This window comes from Microbacterium sp. (assembly GCF_044508325.1).
Lineage (GTDB): Bacteria > Actinomycetota > Actinomycetes > Actinomycetales > Microbacteriaceae > Microbacterium.
The window spans coordinates 1-21,248 of sequence record NZ_JBIQHX010000002.1 but is presented as its reverse complement, the minus strand read 5'-3'; the positions used below and the strand labels follow the sequence as shown (position 1 = coordinate 21,248).

Annotated in this window: 19 protein-coding genes; 16 read left to right on the top strand and 3 right to left on the bottom strand. The window is 71.7% G+C overall.

Going from position 1 to position 21,248, the window contains the following annotated elements; genetic code table 11:
• Positions 1–269: 269 nt before the first annotated feature.
• The 7 genes from dapA (at position 270) to ACIWQI_RS01550 (ending at position 7,468) form a co-directional block, all read left to right on the top strand.
• Entirely contained in the window at positions 270–1,247 is a 978-nt protein-coding gene (gene dapA, locus ACIWQI_RS01580; protein WP_396655316.1) for a 4-hydroxy-tetrahydrodipicolinate synthase, read from the top strand.
• A gap of 10 nt (positions 1,248–1,257) precedes the next feature.
• Positions 1,258–2,937 carry a ribonuclease J gene (locus ACIWQI_RS01575; protein WP_396655315.1) on the top strand — a complete coding sequence of 560 codons (1,680 nt, stop codon included), beginning with the start codon at positions 1,258–1,260 and terminating at the stop codon, positions 2,935–2,937.
• Positions 2,938–3,022: 85 nt separating this feature from the next.
• Positions 3,023–5,710, top strand: a complete 2,688-nt coding sequence (locus ACIWQI_RS01570; protein ID WP_396655314.1) for a DNA translocase FtsK 4TM domain-containing protein — start codon at positions 3,023–3,025, stop codon at positions 5,708–5,710.
• Positions 5,711–5,745: 35 nt separating this feature from the next.
• The gene (gene pgsA, locus ACIWQI_RS01565) at positions 5,746–6,321 is read left to right on the top strand and encodes a CDP-diacylglycerol--glycerol-3-phosphate 3-phosphatidyltransferase (RefSeq protein ID WP_396655313.1); all 576 of its coding nucleotides are present in this window, start codon (positions 5,746–5,748) and stop codon (positions 6,319–6,321) included.
• Entirely contained in the window at positions 6,318–6,779 is a 462-nt protein-coding gene (locus tag ACIWQI_RS01560) for a CinA family protein (protein ID WP_396655312.1), read from the top strand. The genes pgsA and ACIWQI_RS01560 overlap by 4 nt, the downstream gene beginning before the upstream one ends.
• 152 nt (positions 6,780–6,931) lie before the next feature.
• On the top strand, positions 6,932–7,240 hold the full coding sequence (locus ACIWQI_RS01555; RefSeq protein WP_396655311.1) for a helix-turn-helix domain-containing protein: 309 nt from the start codon (positions 6,932–6,934) through the stop codon (positions 7,238–7,240).
• A 3-nt stretch (positions 7,241–7,243) separates the two neighbouring features.
• A complete protein-coding gene (locus ACIWQI_RS01550; protein WP_396655310.1) occupies positions 7,244–7,468 on the top strand; it encodes a DUF3046 domain-containing protein in 225 nt (74 codons plus the stop codon).
• A 31-nt stretch (positions 7,469–7,499) separates the two neighbouring features.
• Here the strand turns inward: ACIWQI_RS01550 and ACIWQI_RS01545 are convergent, their stop codons facing one another.
• Positions 7,500–8,729, bottom strand: a complete 1,230-nt coding sequence (locus tag ACIWQI_RS01545) for an FAD-dependent oxidoreductase (protein WP_396655309.1) — start codon at positions 8,727–8,729, stop codon at positions 7,500–7,502.
• 314 nt (positions 8,730–9,043) lie between these two features.
• Between ACIWQI_RS01545 and recA the strand changes: the two genes are divergently transcribed.
• Positions 9,044–10,090: a recombinase RecA gene (gene recA, locus ACIWQI_RS01540; RefSeq protein ID WP_396655308.1), complete on the top strand. Its 1,047-nt coding sequence runs from the start codon at positions 9,044–9,046 to the stop codon at positions 10,088–10,090.
• A gap of 1 nt (position 10,091) precedes the next feature.
• Entirely contained in the window at positions 10,092–10,727 is a 636-nt protein-coding gene (locus ACIWQI_RS01535; protein WP_396655307.1) for a regulatory protein RecX, read from the top strand.
• A gap of 2 nt (positions 10,728–10,729) precedes the next feature.
• Here ACIWQI_RS01535 and ACIWQI_RS01530 read toward each other — a convergent pair whose 3' ends face one another.
• A complete protein-coding gene (locus ACIWQI_RS01530; protein ID WP_396655306.1) occupies positions 10,730–13,261 on the bottom strand; it encodes a LuxR C-terminal-related transcriptional regulator in 2,532 nt (843 codons plus the stop codon).
• Between the two features lie 415 nt (positions 13,262–13,676).
• On the opposite strand from ACIWQI_RS01530, the gene ACIWQI_RS01525 reads away from it, so the two are divergent.
• The 4 genes from ACIWQI_RS01525 to ACIWQI_RS01510 are packed head-to-tail and all read left to right on the top strand — an operon-like array spanning position 13,677 to position 17,482.
• The gene (locus ACIWQI_RS01525) at positions 13,677–14,369 is read left to right on the top strand and encodes a SipW-dependent-type signal peptide-containing protein (RefSeq protein WP_396655305.1); all 693 of its coding nucleotides are present in this window, start codon (positions 13,677–13,679) and stop codon (positions 14,367–14,369) included.
• Positions 14,370–14,376: 7 nt separating this feature from the next.
• Positions 14,377–15,039, top strand: coding sequence for a signal peptidase I (locus ACIWQI_RS01520; protein ID WP_396655304.1), 663 nt, complete (start codon positions 14,377–14,379; stop codon positions 15,037–15,039).
• Entirely contained in the window at positions 15,036–15,755 is a 720-nt protein-coding gene (locus ACIWQI_RS01515; RefSeq protein WP_396655303.1) for a hypothetical protein, read from the top strand. Before ACIWQI_RS01520 ends, ACIWQI_RS01515 begins: the two co-directional genes overlap by 4 nt.
• A complete protein-coding gene (locus ACIWQI_RS01510) occupies positions 15,752–17,482 on the top strand; it encodes a choice-of-anchor G family protein (RefSeq protein ID WP_396655302.1) in 1,731 nt (576 codons plus the stop codon). The genes ACIWQI_RS01515 and ACIWQI_RS01510 overlap by 4 nt, the downstream gene beginning before the upstream one ends.
• A gap of 5 nt (positions 17,483–17,487) precedes the next feature.
• Here ACIWQI_RS01510 and ACIWQI_RS01505 read toward each other — a convergent pair whose 3' ends face one another.
• On the bottom strand, positions 17,488–18,324 hold the full coding sequence (locus ACIWQI_RS01505; protein ID WP_396655301.1) for an arylamine N-acetyltransferase: 837 nt from the start codon (positions 18,322–18,324) through the stop codon (positions 17,488–17,490).
• 54 nt (positions 18,325–18,378) lie between these two features.
• Here ACIWQI_RS01505 and miaB point away from each other — a divergent pair, with 54 nt between their 5' ends.
• The 3 genes from miaB to ACIWQI_RS01490 are packed head-to-tail and all read left to right on the top strand — an operon-like array spanning position 18,379 to position 21,246.
• Entirely contained in the window at positions 18,379–19,917 is a 1,539-nt protein-coding gene (miaB, locus tag ACIWQI_RS01500; protein ID WP_396655300.1) for a tRNA (N6-isopentenyl adenosine(37)-C2)-methylthiotransferase MiaB, read from the top strand.
• Positions 19,914–20,834, top strand: coding sequence for a tRNA (adenosine(37)-N6)-dimethylallyltransferase MiaA (gene miaA / locus ACIWQI_RS01495; protein ID WP_396655299.1), 921 nt, complete (start codon positions 19,914–19,916; stop codon positions 20,832–20,834). Before miaB ends, miaA begins: the two co-directional genes overlap by 4 nt.
• Positions 20,824–21,246 (top strand): GNAT family acetyltransferase, encoded by a 423-nt coding sequence (locus tag ACIWQI_RS01490; protein WP_396655298.1) that lies wholly within the window; start codon positions 20,824–20,826, stop codon positions 21,244–21,246. Before miaA ends, ACIWQI_RS01490 begins: the two co-directional genes overlap by 11 nt.
• The last annotated feature ends 2 nt before the right edge of the window (positions 21,247–21,248 follow it).

The window sequence follows — 21,248 nt, the reverse complement described above, 5'->3', positions numbered from 1 at the left end:
TCGGCCCTCGCGCCGTGCCGAATGTCGGCCCTCGCGCCGTGCCGAATGTCGGCCCTCGCGCCGTGCCGAATGTCGGCCCGGCGACGTGACACGCCGTCGAAACCAGGAACAGTCTCGGCATGTCACGTCACGGGCCCGACTTTCGGCCCCGGGGCGGCGGAGCGGGGCCCGACTTTCGGCCCCGGGGGGCGTCACGGCCCCGACTTTCGGCCCCGTGGGGCGGCGGGGGCGGGCCGCAGCCGGGCCGCGGCGACCGGTAGCCTGAAGGGATGACCCACTCCGGCAACCCCTTCGGGCAGGTGCTCGTCGCGCTCGTGACTCCGATGACGGCCGACGGCGAGGTCGACTGGCCGGCCGTCGAGCAGCACATGGACGATGTGATCGTCGCCGGAGCCGACGGGATCGTCGTGACCGGCACCACGGGCGAGACCAGCACGCTCACCGACCCCGAGAAGCTCCGGCTCGTCGAGGTCGGCCGGTCGGTGTCCGCCGGCCGGGCGAAGATCATCACCGGCGGCGGGTCGAACGAGACGGCCCACGCCATCGAGCTCTACCGGGCCAGTGAGCGCGCCGGCGCCGACGGCATCATGATCGTCACGCCGTACTACAACAAGCCGACCCAGGCCGGCATCCTCACCCACTTCCGCCTCGTCGCCGATGCGACCGACCTGCCGGTGATCCTCTACGACATCCCCGGCCGCACCGGCGTCCCCATTCGCTACGAGACCATCCTGCGCCTGGCCAAGCACCCGAACATCCTCGCCATCAAGGACGCCAAGGGCGATTTCAGCGAGGTCAGCCGCGTGCTGAATCAGACCGATCTCATGTACTTCTCCGGCGACGACGCGAACGTGCTGCCGCACCTGGCGATCGGCGCGACCGGGCTCGTCGGCGTCACGGCCAACATCGCCGCCCAGCCGTATCGCCTGATCGTCGACGCGGTCAACCGCGGCGATCTCGCCGCGGCGACCGCCGAGCACCGCCGCCTGGAGCCGCTGGTACGGGCTGTCATGACGCACGTGCCGGGGACGGTCAGCGCGAAGTACATCCTGCACGGGCTGGGCCGCATCTCGAGCCCCCGCGTGCGCCTGCCGCTGGTGGGTCCGGAGGAGTGGGAGGCCGCCGTGATCGAGGACGAGCTGAGCCTCGTCAAGGACGTGCCCGGCGCCGACTTCTCGAACTTCAAGCCCGACCGCAACGCCGCCGCCGGCGGCGCGCTGCCCAAGGTGCACGGCACCACCCGGTGAGAGCGAGCCGATGAACCCGGTCAACGTCCAGGATCCGCCGGCCCTCGAGCCGGGCACGCTGCGCGTCACCCCGTTGGGGGGACTCGGCGAGGTCGGTCGGAACATGACCGTCTTCGAGTTCGGCGCGAAGCTGCTGATCGTCGACTGCGGGGTGCTGTTCCCCGAGGAGCATCAGCCCGGCGTCGACCTGATCCTGCCCGACTTCGAGCCCATCAAGGACCGCCTCGACGACATCATCGCGGTCGTGCTCACGCACGGCCACGAGGATCACATCGGCGCGGTGCCGTACCTGCTCAAGCTCAAGCCCGACATCCCTCTGGTCGGCTCGGGCCTGACCCTCGCTCTCGTGGAGGCCAAGCTCAAGGAGCACCGCATCAAGCCGTTCACGCTGCTGGTGGCCGAGGGGACGCGTGAGCAGCTGGGCCCCTTCGACTGCGAGTTCGTCGCGGTGAACCACTCGATCCCGGATGCCTTGGCCGTCGCGATCCGCACCCCGGCAGGACTCGTGCTCGCCACCGGCGACTTCAAGATGGACCAGCTGCCGCTGGATGACCGTCTCACCGACCTCCGGGCGTTCGCCCGGCTCGGCGAGGAGGGCGTCGACCTGTTCCTCGTCGACTCGACCAACGCCGACGTGCCCGGGTTCACGCCGCTGGAGCGCAGCATCGGGCCCGTGCTCGATCAGGTGATCGGCAAGGCTCCGCGGCGGGTCATCGTGGCGAGCTTCGCCAGCCACGTCCATCGCGTGCAGCAGGTGCTCGATGCCGCGCATGCGCACGGCCGGCGGGTGGCGTTGCTGGGCCGCAGCATGGTGCGCAACATGACGATCGCCGAGGACCTCGGGTACCTGCATGTTCCCGAGGGCGTGCTCATCGACTACAAGAAGGCGCGCGACCTGCCCGAGGACCGGATCGTCTACATGTCGACGGGCTCGCAGGGCGAGCCGATGGCCGTCCTCAGCCGCATGGCGAACCTCGACCACGAGATCGAGCCGGGACCGGGCGACACCGTCATCCTCGCGTCGAGCCTGATCCCGGGCAACGAGAACGCCGTCTACCGCGTCATCGACGGGCTCACCAAGCTCGGCGCCAGCGTCGTGCACAAGGGCAACGCCAAGGTGCACGTGTCCGGCCACGCGGCCGCCGGCGAGCTGCTCTACTGCTACAACATCCTCCGGCCGCGCAATGTCCTGCCTGTGCACGGCGAGTTCCGGCACCTCATGGCGAACGCGCGTCTGGCCCAGGACACCGGCATCCCCGCCGAGCGCACCCTGCTGGGCGAGAACGGCACGGTCGTCGATCTGCGCGACGGCGTGGCGCGGGTGGTCGGGCAGCTCGACCTCGGCTTCGTGTACGTCGACGGGTCCACCGTGGGCGAGATCACCGAGGCCGATCTGAAGGACCGCAGGATCCTGGGGGAGGAGGGCTTCATCTCGGTGATCGTGGTGGTGGATGCCGCGACCGGACGCGTCATCACGGGCCCCGAGATCCACGCCCGCGGCTTCGCCGAGGACGACAGCGTCTTCGACGATGTCAAGCCGAAGATCGCCGCCGCCCTCACCGAGGCGGCGCAGTCCGGCGTCCGCGACACGCACGCTCTGTCGCAGGCCGTGCGCCGGGTGATCGGCCGATGGGTGAACCAGTCTCTGCGTCGGCGGCCGATGATCGTCCCCCTGGTGATCGAGGCGTAGGCGCGTCGCACGGATTCACATCCGTCACACGCGTCACGCCGCGTCGCTGCCGGAGAATGTCGCCCGACGGTCGTACCGTAAAGGGATGGCCAGGAGCTCGAGCTCGACCAAGGGCACCCGCGCGCCCGCCAAGGGCGCGTCGTCGCGCGCGCGCGCCTCGGACCCGGCGCCCAAGCGCTACGTCGACGAGGCCGAGCGGCCGCCGGTGATCGTGCGCGCCTGGATGGGCCTGGCGCACGGCGTCGGAGGGATGTTCCGCGCGTTCGGGCCCGAGACGCTCGAGAAGGACCAGCGCCGGGACGGCTTCCCCTTCTTCCTCGTGCTGCTGGCGGTCGCCGGCGCCGTCGTGGAGTGGTTCTTCATCGGCAGCGAGCTCGCCGCGACGATCAGCGCCTACTCGGTGGGCGGTCTCATCGGCCGCGTGGCGTTCATCTTCCCGGTGCTCCTGCTGATGCTCGCCGGATGGCTGTTCCGGCATCCGGCGTCGGTCCACGACAACGGACGCATCGGCATCGGCTTCGGTCTGCTCACCGTCACCATCGCGGGCTTCTGCCATGTCGCCGGCGGACGCCCCGCGCCCCGGGACGGGCTGCCGGCGCTCAGTGAGGCGGGCGGGCTGTTCGGCTGGATGGTCGGCGAGCCGCCCGCGATGCTGCTCACCGACGTCGGCGCCTATGTCGTCCTGGCTCTGGTCGCCGCCCTCAGCGTCCTCATCATCACCAAGACGCCGCCGAACCGCATCGGCCGGCGCCTCGGCGAGCTGTACGCGTGGATGTTCGGCGCCGAGGTGCGCACCGAGGGCGATCAGGGGGATGCCTCCGGCGCGGCCGGGGGAGGCGACCCGTCGCTTCCCTGGTGGCGCCGCAACCGGACAGGACGCGAGACCGATCCCGGCGGCGGCATCGGCTCGCAGGACCTCACCGCGCTTCTGCCGCCGGGCTCGGCGCAGGGCGGGTTCGACCAGGCGATCGTGCCCGCCGCACCCGAGCCCGCCGATGCGATGCCCGACGCGGCGACGGAGGTGCTGGCCGACGTGCAGGCGGCGGTGCCCTCCCTCGGGAAGACGGCCGGGTCCACCTCGCTCCTGGACGACGCCTCCGCGGGGGGCGGTCCCGACGAGCTGCCGGGGCTGTCCGGCTTCGGCACCGAGGGCGCCGGGGGCAGGCCGCCGGTCTCGGTCGCCCCGTACCGTCTGCCCAACCCCGCGACGCTGGTCTCGGGGACGCCGCCGCGCGCGCGCTCGGCGGTCAACGACTCCGTCGTGGCGGCGATCACGAGCGTGCTCGAGCAGTTCCAGGTCGACGCGAAGGTGACCGGGTTCTCCCGCGGACCGACCGTCACCCAGTACGAGATCGAGGTCGGACCGGGCGTGAAGGTCGAGCGCATCACCGCGCTGACCAACAACATCGCCTACGCGGTCGCCTCCAACGAGGTGCGCATCCTCGCCCCGATCCCGGGAAAGAGCGCCATCGGCGTCGAGATCCCCAACAGCGACCGCGAGATCGTCACGCTCGGCGACGTGCTCCGCTCCCCGGCGGCGACCAAGGCCACGCACCCCATGGCGATCGGCATCGGCAAGGACGTCGGCGGCGGATACGTCGTCGCGAACCTCGCCAAGATGCCGCACCTGCTCGTGGCCGGGTCCACCGGCTCGGGCAAGTCGAGCTTCGTCAACTCGATGATCACGAGCCTGCTCATGCGCGCCAAGCCCGCCGACGTGCGCATGGTCCTCATCGACCCCAAGCGGGTCGAGCTGACCTCGTACGCCGGGGTCCCGCACCTGATCACGCCCATCATCACGAACCCGAAGAAGGCCGCCGAGGCGCTGCAGTGGGTCGTGAAGGAGATGGACATGCGGTACGACGACCTCGCGTCGTTCGGCTTCCGCCACATCGACGACTTCAACCGCGCGGTCATCGCCGGGGAGGTCGAGGTCCCCGCCGGCAGCGAGCGGGTGCTCAAGCCGTATCCGTATCTGCTCGTGGTCGTCGACGAGCTCGCCGACCTCATGATGGTCGCCCCGCGCGACGTCGAGGACTCCATCGTGCGGATCACGCAGCTGGCGCGGGCCAGCGGCATCCACCTGGTCCTCGCCACCCAGCGTCCGTCGGTCGACGTCGTCACCGGTCTCATCAAGGCGAACGTGCCCTCGCGGCTGGCGTTCGCGGTCACCAGTGTCACCGATTCCCGCGTGATCCTCGACCAGCCGGGTGCCGACCGGCTGATCGGCCAGGGTGACGGGCTGTTCCTGCCGATGGGCGCCTCCAAGGCGATCCGCGTGCAGGGCGCGTGGGTGAGCGAGGCCGAGATCGAGAAGGTCGTGCGGCACGTCAAGAACCAGGCTCGGCCGGAATACCGCGCCGACGTCGAGGCCGTCGCAGAGAAGAAGGAGATCGATGCCGACATCGGCGACGATCTCGAGCTGCTGCTGGCGGCTGCGGAGCTCGTGGTGTCGACGCAGTTCGGCTCGACGTCGATGCTGCAGCGCAAGCTCCGCGTCGGCTTCGCCAAGGCCGGTCGGCTCATGGATCTGCTCGAGTCGCGCGAGATCGTCGGGCCGTCGGAGGGGTCCAAGGCCCGCGACGTGCTGGTCACCGCCGAGCAGCTGCCGGAGGTGCTCGCACGCCTGCGCGGCGACGACGTGCCGGCGCGCCCGTCCGCCGCGCCGGCCGAGCCGTATGCGGGCGATCCCGTGGCGCGGCAGTTCGACGGGCACCCCGTCGAGGACGGCGACGCGGATGAGGATGCCTGGGGCCTGACCGGCCGGGAGTGATCGGGTCGGCGCATCCCGACGGGTAGGCTCGCCACGTGGCCGTACCCCGCCAGCTCCCCAATGCCATCACGATCGTGCGCATCCTGTGCGCGCCGGTCTTCCTGTGGATGCTGCTGGCCGATGCCGGCCAGGACGGACCCCTGCGCTGGGGGGCGGCCGCCCTGTTCATCGTGGCGATCGCGACGGACGGCATCGACGGCGCGATCGCGCGGCGCAACGACATCGTCACCGACCTGGGCAAGCTGCTCGACCCCATCGCCGACAAGGCCCTCACCGGCTGCGCATTCGTCGGTCTGTCGATCCTCGGCGAGCTGCCGTGGTGGATCACGATCGTCGTCCTGGTGCGCGAGCTCGGGATCACGATCTACCGATTCGTCGTGGTCAGCGACCATGTGCTGGCGGCCGCGTGGATGGGCAAGCTCAAGACCGTCGCCCAGGCGGTCGCGCTCTCGCTGGCCCTGCTGCCGCTGTGGACCCTTATCGGGGAATGGATCTGGTGGGTAAACGGCGTCACGATGGCGATCGCCGTGATCCTCACCGTCGCCAGCGGGATCGACTACCTCGTGTCCGAGGTGCGCGGCGCCCGCAGGGCCCGGGGGAGCAGGGCGTGACCTCCGCTGCGCAGGTCGTCGAGCGGCTCCGGGCGCGCGGTCTGACCATCGGCACGGCCGAGTCGCTCACGGGGGGACGGGTCGTGGCGGCCCTCGTCGATGTGCCGGGGGCGTCCGCCGTGGTCCGCGGCGCGGTGGTCGCGTACGCGACCGACATCAAGCGGACGGTGCTGGGTGTGGATGCCGCGCTCCTGGACGGTCACGGACCGGTCCACCCCGACGTCGCCCGTCAGATGGCCGCCGGTGCGCGGCGGGTCCTGGCCGTCGACGTCGGCGTCGCCACGACCGGCATCGCCGGGCCGACCTCGCCCGACGGCCAGCCCGTCGGCACGGTGCACATCGGCATCGCGACGGCCGACGGCATCCGCACCCTCTCGCTCCGGCTCGACGGCGACCGTGAGCAGATCCGCGCGGAATGCGTGCGCCGTGCGCTGGACGCGGTGGCTGAGGTGCTCTGAGGCGGGGAATCCGGCGGTGGGGAATACGGTGTGTTTCACCTCGGTTACATTCGGTGATTCTCAGCCATCCCAGAGCCGGCGGGGTTAGATTGGCACCAGCAGGTGGGGTACTGTTATCCACCCGGAGAGCGCACGTGAGGAGGGGGCCCACAATGATTCTGGTTCGTCAGGAGATCGGCGACGTCCTGCGGGACCTCCGTCTTCAGAAGGGGCGCACTCTGCGCCAGGTCGCGGGCCGCGCCAGTGTCGCACTGGGCTACCTCAGCGAGGTCGAGCGCGGTCAGAAGGAGGCGTCCAGCGAGATCCTCGCGTCGGTCGCCGAGGCGCTCGACGTGCCGATCTCGTCGATCATGCGCGAGGTGGGGGAGCGGATCGCGGTGCTCGAGGGCATCCAGCCGTTCCCGGACGTCGTGCCCGACGACCTCATGGCATCGGTCGAACTCGAGCCGTCGCTGCACTGATCCGTGCGGCGCAGCGAGTTCTTCCGCGCGGTTGACGCCGAGTTCGGCGCGCGCGGCGACGCGCTGGTGGCCGATCTCGCGCTGAGCGCGCTCGGGCACCGCACCGCCGCCGAGGCGCTGTCGGACGGCGAGGCCGCCGGCGACGTGTGGCTCGCACTCTGCGCCGAGACCGACGTGCCGCTGGCGCGCCGGCACGGCGCCGGGCGGCTGGAGCCCCGCCGGCACTGACACCTGAGGCGCTGTCGTCCCCGGGGGCGGTTCAGCGAGCCTGCCCGGGACGCGGCCGTCCCTCCCGGATCGACGGGGCGACGTGCTCGGGCCGGAACCCCAGCCCCACGACGCGCGCGAGCACCCGGCGCACGATCGGGGACAGCGCCGCCGCAGCCGCCGGAACAAGACGCGGCACGTGCGCACCGGCGGCGAGCGCTCCGATGCCCCGATGGGCGAAGCGCTGCACCCGCTGCATGCGCCGGACAGGCGGCAGCCGCCGCCGCTGCAGCCGAGCGAGCAGGTCGTCGAGCGGTCCGGTGCCGGTCTGCAGCAGATCGGCCAGCGCGACGGCATCCTGCAGGGCGTAGTTCACGCCCACCCCGAAGACCGGTGACATCGCGTGTGCTGCGTCGCCGATGCAGACGAAGCCGGGGCGGTGCCAGGTCTCGAGCGCGTCGATCTGCACCGAGAGGACCTTGACCTGATCCCACGACCGGAGCGTGCCGACCACCGGTGCCAGCGGCGGGGCGATGCGCGCGAGGTGCGCGCGGAACGCCTCGAGGCCGCCCGCACGCAGCTGTGCGAAGCCGTCCTTCTCGATGACGCAGCCGCCCTGATAGTGGTCACCGCGGTCGATCGTCAGGACCAGTCCGCCCCGGTCGGCGTAGCCGAGGGTGGTCGGCGGCGGATCGGGCGGCTTGGGCAGACGGAACCAGAGCACATCGATGGGCACTCCGGCGGCGCGGGGGCGCAGCCCGGCCGACGTCCGCACGCGCGAGTCGCGCCCATCGGCGGCGACGACCAGAGGCGCCCGCAACTCGGTCTCGCGCCCGCCCTCCCGGACCGCGAGGCCGACGATGCGTCCGTGCTCCTCGACGACGCCGAGCGCCTCCGCCCGCATCCGCAGGTCGAAGCCGGCAAGTGCGCGCCCCGACTCGGCGAGGAAGTTCAGGAACTCCCACTGCGGCGCGAACACGAGGAAGTCGTCGGGCGGGCGGAGCGCGCGGAAGTCCACGAGCGAGAGCCGGCGGCCCGCGATCACGCCGTCCATCGTCTCGATGCGGGTGACCGGAAGCTGCAGGAAGCGGTCGCGCAGTCCGAGCTCTCCGAGCAGCGTCAGGGTGGACGGGTGGATCGTGTCGCCGCGGAAATCGCGCAGGAAGTCCTCGTGCTTCTCGAGCACGGCGACCCGGCGGCCCGCTCGCGCCAGCAGGTGGCCGAGCATGACGCCCGCCGGTCCACCGCCGGCGATCACGACGTCGTGCGTGGCATCGCCCATGTCTGTAGCGCACCGCCGACGGTGCTGATTGTCAACCCCGGCGCCGTGCAGGCGGCGTGTCGCGGTCGAACGTGTGTTCTATGTGGGCGTAGGCTCCTGCACATGAGGTGTCGAATAGCCTCTGTTCACAATCCGGTGGGAGCGACGACGGGATGTCGGAGGCCCTCCCTAGCGTGGACAGCGTCACCGCACACCTCACGCCTTGTCGCAGCATCCGCTTCGCCGAAGGGGAGCGCGACAGCCTATAGGCGGCAGACCTCCGGGCAGGACCGGACCATCCGGCCGAACCGGACCGAGTGCAGAAGGAGCACGCCATGCCATCACCCGCCGACCGCGAGAAGGCCCTGGAATCGGCCCTCGCCCAGATCGACCGGCAGTTCGGGAAGGGCTCGGTCATGCGCCTGGGCTCGGACGAGCGTGCACCGGTCGAGGTCATCCCGACCGGCTCCATCGCCCTCGACGTCGCCCTCGGAGTCGGCGGGCTGCCCCGGGGGCGCATCATCGAGATCTACGGTCCGGAGTCGTCCGGGAAGACCACGCTGACCCTCCACGCGATCGCGAACGTGCAGCGCGCGGGCGGCATCGCCGCGTTCATCGACGCGGAGCACGCGCTCGACCCCGAGTACGCGCAGAAGCTCGGCGTCGACATCGACCAGCTGCTGGTCTCGCAGCCCGACACGGGTGAGCAGGCGCTGGAGATCGCCGACATGCTGATCCGCTCCGGCGCGATCGACCTGGTCGTCATCGACTCCGTCGCGGCGCTCGTGCCCAAGGCCGAGATCGAGGGCGAGATGGGCGACTCCCATGTCGGCCTGCAGGCGCGGCTCATGTCCCAGGCCCTGCGCAAGCTCACCGGCGGTCTCAACCAGACCAAGACCACTGCGATCTTCATCAACCAGCTGCGTGAGAAGATCGGCGTCTTCTTCGGCTCGCCGGAGACGACGGCCGGCGGCAAGGCGCTGAAGTTCTACGCGTCGGTGCGGCTGGACATCCGCCGCATCGAAACCCTCAAGGACGGCACGGACGCGGTCGGCAACCGCACGCGCGTCAAGGTCGTCAAGAACAAGATGGCCCCGCCGTTCAAGCAGGCCGAGTTCGACATCCTCTACGGCACGGGCATCTCGCGCGAGGGGTCGCTCATCGACTTCGGTGTCGAGCACGGGATCGTCAAGAAGTCCGGCGCCTGGTACACGTACGAGGGCGAGCAGCTCGGACAGGGCAAGGAGAACGCCCGCAACTTCCTCATCAAGAACGACGACATCGCCGCCGACATCGAGGCGAAGATCAAGGGCAAGCTCGGAATCGGCGTGCCACGTGCCGTCGACGTCGAGGACGAGCTGGCTGCCCGCCGCCCGGCCTGACATGTCCGCCACGCAGGGGGATGGCCGGCTCGCGCCGGTCATCCCGCTCTTCGACGACGCCTCCGGTCGCCGCTCGTGGCATTCGACGTGGGACGACGACGGCGATGACGACACCGCTCTCGATGAGTACGACGACGAGGGCGCTGTCGGCGAGGACGATGGCAGCGCGATAGAGCGCGAGCTCGCTGAACGCGCTCTGCTGAAGAGACTGCGAACACGCCAGCTCTCCGAGAAGGAGGCCTGCGGCGTCCTCGCCGAGCGCAGCCTCGATTCCGCGCAGATCGACGCCGTCATCGCGGCATTCCGTGCCCGCGGGTACCTGGACGACAGCCGGCTCGCCGAGCAGCTGATCCATATCGGCGTCGACCGCAAGGGTCAGGGGCGGCGCGCGATCGCGATCACGCTGTCGCAGCGTGGCATCCCGCGCGCTGTGGCGGAGGCGGCTCTCCGATCGCTGCCGGACGACGATGCCGAGCGGGCGCTGGAGTTCGCGCGGCACAAGGCGTCCGCCATGCGCGGGCTCGAGCGCGAGGTCGCGCTGCGCCGGTTGGTCGGCCAGCTGGCTCGCCGTGGTCACCCCGCCGCTGTGGATGTCGCGCGCCGCGCCCTGGACGAGGTGGCCGGTCGGCCGTCCTGACGTCACAGAGCGCGTGACCCGCGGGCGACCTCCCGGTGTGCCATCGCGCGTGCGAAGTCGATCCGCGAGCGTGCGCCGAGCTTCGCCCGCGCCTGATACACGTGTGATTCCACGGTGCGCACCGACAGGAACAGCCGGTCGGCGATCTCGCGGTTCGAGAGCCCCTCGGCGACGAGGCCGGCGATCTCGCGCTCTCGCGGGGTCAGCGCCTCTGAATTCGGCACGGACCACAACCGATGGACCGACCCGCGCGACCATTGGCCCGCGGCGAAGCCGGAGCGATGCGGCGTCTCGGGTGCCGGCAGGTGTGCGGAGTGCTCATCGGACCAGGTCATGGGGCGCCGCAGCAGCTCGGCCGGGCGCCGGCGGATAAGGCCCCTCCGCCCCTGCGTGAGACCTTCGACGCGTGCGACCAGCAGCGGTGCCATCGGCAGGTCGGTCCTCTCCGCGGCATCGCGCAAGGCGGCCAGGAGGTGGGCGTCTCCGTCGCCGAGGGCGGCTGCGTGATAGAGATCGCGGATGCGGAGCGCGGGCGACTCCGACGACATCTCCAGCGCCCGGCGCGCCTGGATCCGCGCCTCCTCGTGGCGGCCCTCGGCCGCGTGCACGCTCAGCCGGGCCTCCAGCAGCAGGTGCTTCGGCAGCGGACGCTCGTCGGGCTCGCCCGCGACGCGGTGCAGGATGCGCCGCGCCGCGGCGGCGTCGCCGGACAGCGCCAGACTCTGCGCGATGGCGAGTTGGATCAGCGCGGCATAGGGTCCTGCGTCGAGGCTTCCGGCCCGCCCGACGGCGGCGTCGAGCTCGTGCACCGCCTGCTCGGCCCGGTCGGCCACGGCGTGCGCGAAGGCCACGCACAGGCTCCCGAGGACGATCCCCCGCGCATCGCCTTCACGGGCGGCCACGGCGAGCTCTTCGTGGATCCGCTGGGGCAGGTCCGGCAGGTCGGCCCCGGTGGACCAGCAGGCGAGCATTTCGACGCCGAGGGCGGTCAGCCGGCCCGCGCATCCGACCGACACGGGCCGCCCCGGCGGGTGGATGAGGTGCCGCGCGTGGTCGAACAGGTCGGTGGCGCGTCGCCACGATCCCCGCTGCGCCGCGCTCATCGCCGCAAGGAGGGCGGCGCGGACCTTGGTGTCCGCTCTGACGTCCTGCCGCCGCAGCACCTGCTCCGCGTTCTCCGACGCGTGGTCCCACCGCAGGTGGAAGGCGGATGACTCCGCCGCCGCCACGATCAGCTCGGCGTCGACGTCGGAGCTTCGGGTCGGACCGGACATCGCGGTCGCGTCGAGTCCGCGGCGGGCGACAGTGTGAGCGCGCATGCGCAGGTAGCGCATGAAGAGCGGGTCGGGCAGCGTGGCAGGGTCGATGTCCGCGAGGGCGTCGCGGGCCGTCGCCGGGAACAGCAGGGCAGACGCGTAGCGGGACTCGAGAACGGCGGCGGCATCGTCCGGCACCTCCGCCGCATAGGCGACGGCGAGGGTCGGCAGCCCTGCGTCGTTCGCGTGACGTGCGGCGTCCTGCGCGACGCGGGCCGCCAGCGCCGGATCGACCGACGCGGGCGGCACGATGACGCCCCCTGCATGCCAGTCCTCGGCCAGCATCACCGCGACCGGCGTGCTCCACCACCCTCCGCCGGCGGCGAGCATGCGTTCGGCGACGCCGCGCAGCATCCGCTCCCGGGCCCCCGGGCGGAGGCGGCGAAGGGCCTCCTCCGCCAGGCAGGGATTGGCATGCAGGCGGTGATGCACGCTGCCGTCGTCGTGCACGAGGCGGGCGCTGCGCAGATCGTCGACGACCCGCTGCGGCAGGAACCGGAGCGCATCCGTGTACGCGATCGCCGACAGGAGGCCGATCAAGGCGAGCGCTTCTCGATCCGGCTGCGCAAGCTCGGTCACGTGGGCCGCGATCGCGTGCCCCAGTCTGGCGTGTCGCGGAACGTCGCGCAGTGCCTGAAGCGGGTCGCGCCGGGATCTCGCGGCACTGCTCGCCGCGTGCGCGAACTCGCGCAGGAGGGTCCGCGATCCCGCCGACAGCGCGATGACCCTCTTCCGCGCGACCGCGTCGAGGGGCTCGACGGGGGCGAACAGGTCGAGCAGCGACTCCGCATCCGCGTCGGTGAGCTCGGACAGGTCGATCCGCTCGGCTGCGCCCTGCAGCCAGAGCTCCACGATGGGTGATGTCGCGTCGTCGGCGTGCTCCGCCCGCGCGGCCAGAGTGCGGGGCTCGCTCAGGCAGAGCAGCGCGACGACGGCCCCGCCGCGGACGGCGCCGACGATCGCCGCGGCGGAGTCTGGGTCGAGCAGCTGCGCATCGTCGATCAGGACGATCAGCGGCTCTCCCTCGGCACCGCCGAGCAGCCGCGTGCGAAGTTCTGCGCCGCGGGAATTCGTGGTCGCCTCCAGGGCCGCGTACGGGCCCTGCGCGCTGTGGCGACCGGGCTGCAGCAGCACGGGGCGGGCGCCGAGCCGGTGCAGAGCGCGCGTGACCTCGCGGACGAGGTGCGTCTTCCCGCTGCCGAGTGGACCCGCCAGCACCACGGTGGCTCCTGCACGGAGCATTGCCGCGAGGGCGTCCGGATCCCGGTCCGGTCCGACGATCCGTTCGGATGCTGTCGCCCGTCGATTCTGCATGTCACTTCCGATGAACCGAGACCCCCATCTCGGCCGCCCCCAGCGACGTCACTCACCATACCGGGCTGCGTGCCGGTGGGAACCCCGTTCGCGGTGGGTCGCCGGTACTGAGGCTCGATCTCAGTAGTCACTGAGATCCGGACGGCCTGCGCGCTGGGTCTCGGTGGTCGCGCGCGCTGCTTCGGTGCTTCCTCTGGAATCGCACCGGGATCGTCCCGGTGATCGTCCGGACGGCTCTCATGCGGCTCTAACGTGAGGGGCCGCGCGGGCCTTCTTCGTCGTCCGCGCGGAGCCGATCGCTCAGAGAGGAAGTGGGCCCATGGGGACACGGCAGGAACGACAGCTGACGACACGCAAGGTGATCGCACTCGCGGCAGGAGGGGCGGCGCTGTGCATCGGCGTCTCGGCCACGCTCGCCGCGTGGACGGACAGCGAGTGGGTCTTCGGGGGCAACGGCGCCGGGGGCCCCGGCATCGGCACCTCCACCTTCGAGGTGGAGCAGAACACCGTCGCGCCGTTCGCCGACGGAACCTGGACGCACCAGGAGGAGAATCCCGGCGGTGAGCTGAGCTTCGGGCTCGCAGCACTGGCGCTCACCCCCGGCGAGGCGGTCTATGCCCCGATGGCCCTGCGCACCGCCGCCGATTCGGTCGCCGGCACGGTCACGCTGCAGAGCGCGGTCGGCGCGGCGGGTGTCACCGCCGACGATCCGGGCGGACTGCTGTTCGACGCCCTGCAGGTGCGTGTCGCAACCGACGCCGACCCCTTCACCTGCGCCGCCTCGGCGTTCGCCGGTGGTGCGGAGGACCCCGCCGTCATCGCGGACGGCGCCCTCTCCACGACGGGCGGATCGGCCGCCCAGGCGCTGGCCGCAGAGGCGGGTTCGGTGCAGTACTACTGCTTCGAGGTGTCGCTGCCGTCGCCGCTCGTGCCGGCAGCGGGCAGCACCATCGAGGACTACATGGGTCGTTCGGTGGCTCCCGCCTGGCAGTTCGTCGGAGCGTCGAGCTGATCGATCGATGACGCTCGACCAGGTCACCGAGCGCACCGCGCGCATCCCGGACGCGACCGGAGCGACGGTGCACGACGCGGGGGCGGCGGTGCACGCCACGGGGGGAGTCGTGCACGCCACGGCGGCCGCCGTCCCCGCGACGACACGGACGCGTGTCGTCGCGGCGGCGCGAGTCGCCGGCCGCCTTCTGATCGCGGGCGTCGGAGTGCTCGGTGGCCTGGTCGTGCTGTGGGCGGTTCTGTCCGCCCTCCTCGGGCTGTCGCTGGTGATCCTCGTGACCGGATCGATGAGCCCGACCATGCCCGCCGGGACGGTTGCGGTGGTTCAGCAGGTCGACGCGGATGAGGTGCGCATCGGCGACGTGGTGACCGTTCCCCGTCCCGGGTACGAGGTCCCCGTGACCCATCGCGTGGTCGCGATCGACCCGCCTGCGGGGGCATCCGGACCCCTCCTGCTCACCCTGCGCGGCGATGCCAACCCGGTCGATGACCCGGAGCCGTACGCCGTCGAGCAGGTCCAGCGGGTGGTGACGGCGGTCCCCGGCGCCGGAGCGCTGGTGGCATGGCTGGTGAGTCCGTTCGTCCGTGTGCTGCTGGTCGTCGTCGTCGCCGGAGTCGTCTGCTGGGCCTTGTGGCCCCGGCGCCCGGCACAGTCAGTGGAGGAATCATGACCGATGGTGCTCTCAGGCGTCGACGGACCCGGTGGCTGGCCGTCGCCACCAGCGCTTTGTTCGTCGTCGCCGGCGTGCTGCTGGCCGACTCCGCCCGGGCGGCGTTCGTGGATGTCCCCGAGACGGGTGCTCCGGGGCGGCTGGTGCTGTCGTCCGACCCGTACCCCGCGGAGTTCCTCTCCCTGGCGCCCGGCGAGCCGGCGCACTGGCTCGTGAACGCCCGGCTGGAGGATGCCTCTCGCGCCGAGCTCAGCCTCGAGCTGCGCAAGTCGGGGGAGCTCGCCGAGCATCCGCGTGGCCTGCGGATGACGGTCCAGACCTGCGACGTGCCGTGGAGCGAGGATGCCGTGCCCGTGTGCGCCGGCAGCGCGCGCACCGTCACCGTGGCCGCCCCCGAAGACGATTACGCCACGACGAGCCCGGTGTTCGCGCTCGAGCCGCTCGCCGCAGGCACGCCCCGGCATCTGATGGTGACGCTCGCTCTGGCCTCGGATCCGGGCGCAGCGGCGGACGAATCACTGATGGGCCTGCGCGGAGACATGGCGCTCGGCCTCACCGCGGTCACCATCGACGATGTGCCGGTCGGGCCTGGTGGTGGGGAGCTGCCCGTCACGGGCCCGAGCCCCCTCGCCCTGCTCGCCGCGGTGGCTCTGGGACTCGGACTGGTCGGCGTCGGCCTGCTGACCCGGTTGCGCCGGCAGGGAGGAATGTCATGAGGATCACCCGACCCGCCCTCGCCATGGTGCTGGTGACCGCGCTCGCGGTGCCGACCCTGACCGCGAGCACGGCGGCATGGACCGACTCCGAGTGGGTCCACGGCGCAGAGGTCGGCACGGCCACCTATGCATGCGGGACCGATGCACGCTTCGAGAGCACGGCGGCCGGGCGATTCCTGTCCGGCAGTCTCCTCGGTCTCGACCTGGACACCGTCGCAGCGGTCGAGGGCATGCGCCTCGACCTCGACTCATCCGGCCTCGACATCGATCCGGCGACGGCCCTCGACCTCGGCGCCCCGCCGCCGGCGCACGCGTACGCCAATCCGCTGTCGGTGACCGTGCTCGGTGACGCCGTGAAGGTGGACCTCACCGGCCTCGGCGTCGGGCTGCCCGTCGGGTCGGCGGGCGCGCTCAATCAGTATGCGCGCGTCTCCCCGCACGGCACCGCGGCCGGCGCGTCCGGGCTGGTCAGCAATTCGGGCGGGGTCCTCGTCACCGCCGGGACACCCGACTCCGAGCTTCCGGAGCCTGCCCGGATCACGCTCGATGAGCTGCTCCCCGGCATCGCGGACGTCGCCTCGGTCGACCTCGAGGTGGGGGCGGTCGCAGCCAGCTCGGTCCTGGACGGCTGCGCAGAGCTGCGGTCCGACCTGTGGGGCGACGGAACCGTGACGGGTGTGGTCCGTGACTACGGCATCGCCGGGCTGGGCCTGGAGCTGGAAAGCACACTGCTGTCGTCGCTGGTGGGGACGGTCGAGAGCGGGCTGATCTCCATCTCCGACGCGGTCGACGCGCTCCTGGGCACGTCGGGCCTGATCTCCCAGGAGATCGGGGCCGAGCTGCAGCTGGCGCTGCCCGGTCTCGCGGTGGCAGCGCTGTCCGGCTCGGTGACCATCAGCGACCTCGACCTGCCCGGGGCCGTCGCCGACCTGCTCGGTGCGACCCCCACGGACGGCGTGGTCGCCCTCGATCTGCGGGCAGGCGCGGTCCATGTGGACCTGGACGCACTCCTCAGCCCCGGCCCGGGGGGACTGAACGATCTGGCGCCCAACACCGAGATCGTCGTGAACGCCGACGTGCTCGCGCCCATCGCGCAACGCGCCGGCGCCCTGATCGACACCTGGACGAGCGCGGTCCTGGACGCGCTGACGGCCGAACTGCGCGACGCCCGGCTGGGCATCGACCTCGGCACGACCGTGAGCCTGACCGGCACGCCGATCGTCGAGGTCGGGATCACGCTGGATGCCACCCTCGGCGCGGTGCTGGATGGAACGGCGAGCTTCGGGATCACCACCGAGGTGCTCGGTCTGGTGGGCGTTCTCGACCTGCTGCTCAGCCCGCTCGGGCTCAGCGTGAGCGGCATCCTCGCCACGCTCGGCGGACTGGCGACCGGCCTGATCGGCCCGACGGCGGGCGTCATCGCCGACACCGCCCTGGCGGCCGTGACGACGCTGGGCGGCGATCTCGGCGACGTCGCGACGGTCGTGCTGGAGCTGCTCGACGACCTCGTCGCGGCGCTTCCGAACGTGCTGTCGGTCATGGTGAACGTGCAGCCCGACCAGCCCGGCGCCCCGCCCGGGTCCGTGGTCGCGCCCGCCGGCCCGCGGTCCACACCCCAGTACACGGTGTCGGCGCTGCGGATCGGTCTCACCGACGGCCTGGCGCCGCCCTCCGTCGCAGTGCTGCTGTTCGGGACGGCGTCCGCCGGTCCGGTCGTCGACCCCTGAGTCCGCTACGCGGCCCGATCGGCGGCGTCTGCCCAGGCCAGCAGCCGTGCGCGCTCGTCGGCGGTGAGGTTCACCTCGAGCTCGGTCAGCCAGCGTGCGAGCTCACCGTCCTCCAGGCGCCGGTGCTCGGTGGCGGCGCCGGGGGTGCGGATCGTCAGCGTCGCGTGCGTGAGGGTCACGTGCCTTCCGGGCAGGTGCTTGGCGAGCATCAGGCCGAAGCGGAAGTGCGAGGTGGGGTAGGTGCTCGTGAAGTGGTTCCCCATCGCGACATCCACCGGTCGCACGGCCAGCGGGTCGGTGGTGTGCGCGAGCTCCCACCCCTGCTCGCGGTGTCGCAGCAGCTCCCACTCACCCGTGTCCGTGTGCCGGACCCGGTAGCGCCAGCCCGGCAGATAGTCGTCCTCCGCGCCGTCCGACATCCGAATCGGTCGCAGCGGGCTCATGCCGAACCCCGGGTCGCAGAGCCAGCGCTCGCCGTCCACGGTGGCCTCGGCCACCATGTGGGTGCGCCCGCCGAGGGCCCCGGTCTCCTGACTGCGGACCCGCCCCAGCCCGCGCCGCACCCGGTAGCCGAGTCGTTCCAGCGCAGCGGCGAAGATCGAGACGTGCTCGAAGCAGTACCCGCCGCGACCGCGGCCGAGGAACTTCTCCTGCACCGCGTCCAGCTCCACCCCGGGGTGCTGCTCCAGGAGCACGTCGATGTTGTCGAAGGTGAACGTGCGCACGTGGGCCTCATGCAGCTCGGCCAGCGCCGCGGGGCTCGGCTCCCGGGCCGCGATGCCGAGGGCGCTCAGGTAGCCCTCGAGGTCGAGTCGCTCGATCTGCCATTCGTCATCTGCCATGACACAAGTCAACCGCACGCCGCGGGGTCGAAGCGCCTCGTAGAATGGCGGTGTATGTCCGCGCCGAACTCCACCCCCACGCTCATCGCGCCTTCCGCCGCCGCCCGCACCGCGGACGGACGCTCCCGCACGTACGAGGTGCGCACCTTCGGCTGTCAGATGAACGTGCACGATTCGGAGCGGCTGGCCGGTTCGCTCGAGAGCGCCGGTTACGTGCCGGCCCCGTCCGGGCAGGACGCCGACGTGGTCGTCATCAACACGTGCGCCGTGCGCGACAACGCCGCCGGCAAGCTGTACGGCACGCTCGGGCATCTGAAGTCGCGCAAAGACCGGCACGACGGCATGCAGATCGCGGTCGGGGGATGCCTCGCCCAGATGGACAAGGATGCGGTCCTCGACAAGGCGCCCTGGGTCGACGTCGTCTTCGGGACCCACAACATGGGCTCGCTGCCGTCGCTGCTGGAGCGCGCTCGGCACAACGGCGAGGCGGAGCTGGAGATCCTCGAGTCCCTCGAGGTGTTCCCGTCGACGCTGCCCACCAAGCGAGACAGCGTCTACAGCGGCTGGGTGTCGATCTCGGTGGGGTGCAACAACACCTGCACGTTCTGCATCGTGCCGAGCCTGCGCGGCAGGGAGAAGGACCGCCGCCCCGGCGACATCCTGAACGAGATCCGCCTGCTCGTCGACGACGGCGCCATCGAGGTGACGCTGCTCGGCCAGAACGTGAACTCCTACGGCGTCGAGTTCGGCGACCGGCAGGCGTTCGGCAAGCTCCTGCGCGCGGCGGGCGAGATCGACGGGCTCGAGCGCGTCCGCTTCACGTCGCCGCACCCGGCCGCCTTCACCGACGACGTCATCGACGCGATGGCCGAGACGCCGGCGGTCATGCCGCAGCTGCACATGCCGCTGCAGTCCGGCTCGGATCGGATCCTGCGCGCGATGCGCCGCTCGTACCGCAGCGAACGGTTCCTCGGCATCCTCGACCGCGTGCGCGCGAAGATCCCGCACGCGGCCATCTCGACCGACATCATCGTCGGGTTCCCGGGCGAGACCGACGAGGACTTCGAAGACACGCTGCGCGTGGTCGAGCAGGCGCGCTTCGCGAGCGCCTTCACGTTCCAGTACTCGATCCGTGCGGGCACGCCTGCCGCGACGATGGCCGACCAGGTGCCCAAGGCCGTCGTGCAGGAGCGCTACGAGCGGCTCGTCGCGCTGCAGGAGCGGATCTCGCTCGAAGAGAACCGCGCGCAGCTCGGCCGCGACGTCGAGGTGCTCGTCTCGACCGGCGAGGGCAAGAAGGATGCCGCGACCCACCGTCTCACCGGGCGCGCCGAGGACAACCGGCTCGTGCACTTCGAGGTGCCTGCCGGCTCGGCCGTCCCGCGTCCCGGCGACGTCGTGTCGGTGCGGATCACGCACGCCGCACCCTTCCATCTGCTCGCGGATGCCCCCGACGGCGCCCCGCTGCGCATCCGCCGCACGCGGGCCGGCGACGCCTGGGATCGCACCCAGGCCGAGTCGTGCGCTGTGCCGGCCGACCCCGGCGCCGCGCGCCCGGTCGCGCTCGGCCTGCCCACGCTGCGCGTGGGGTGACCTCGGTGCTCTGGGCCGTCGTCGGCGCCACCGGCACCGGCAAGACGGCGCTCTCGCTCGACCTCGCCGAGGCGCTGGCCGCACGCGGCCGGCCGGCCGAGATCGTCAACGCCGACGCGATGCAGCTGTACCGTGGCATGGACATCGGCACCGCGAAGCTTCCCGTGGCGGCGCGGCGCGGCATCCCGCATCATCTGCTGGACGTCCTCGATGTCACCGACGAGGCGGCGGTCGCCTGGTACCAGGATGCCGCCCGCCACGAGATCCGGGAGATCCACGACCGCGGCGCCGATGCCATCCTCGTGGGCGGCTCAGGACTGTACGTGTCGGGGGTGCTCTTCGACTTCCGCTTCCCGCCGCGCGACCCGCAGCTGCGTGCGCGGCTGGAGGCCGAGCTCGATCGAACCGGTCCCGGCGCGCTCCACGCCCGGCTGCGTGAGCGCGACCCGGCCACGGCCGAGCGCATCGACCCGCGCAACGGACGCCGGATCGTGCGGGCGCTCGAGGTGCTCGAGCAGGGGGAGCGGACCCACGGCGCCGCGCTGCCCGACCGGCCCCGGCTGTGGCACGCGGCGACGCGGGTGATCGGAGTCGACGTTCCCCGGGAAGAGCTGGTCCGGCGGCTGGACGAGCGCACCGAGGCGATGTGGCGCGACGGCATCGTCGAGGAGGCCGCGCGGCTGCGTGATCGGGGATTGGACCGGGGGGTCACGGCGCGTCGGGCGATCGGCTATGCGCAGGCGCTCGCCCAGCTGGACGGCGCGATGTCGCAGGCGGAGGCGATCGCACAGGCGCAGGCGCTCACGCGTCGGTACGCGCGCCGGCAGGTGTCGTGGTTCCGTCGCTACGAGGACGTCGAGTGGGTGGCCGCGGCGACGGATGCGGCCTTCCTGGCAGACTCGGGGCATGACGACTGAGATCCGACCCTTCCATGTCGCCGACACCGAGTCCGTCGTGGGCCTCTGGCAGGCTGCGGGGCTGACGCGCCCGTGGAACAACCCGTATCAGGACATCAATCGCAAGCTCACGGTCCAGCCCGAGCTGTTCCTCGTGGCGGAGGAGGACGGCGAACTCGTCGGCACAGTGATGGCCGGGTACGACGGCCACCGGGGCTGGCTGTACTACCTGGCCAGCGACCCGCACCGGCGCGGTGAGGGCATCGGCGCCAGGCTCGTGCACGAGGCCGAGGATCGTCTGCTGGCCATGGGCTGCCCGAAGGTGCAGCTCATGGTGCGTCCGGGCAACGACGACGTGCCCGGGTTCTATCAGGCCCTGGGCTACGAGCCGTTCGAGGTCTGGGCCACCGGCAAGCGCCTCATCGCCGACTGACG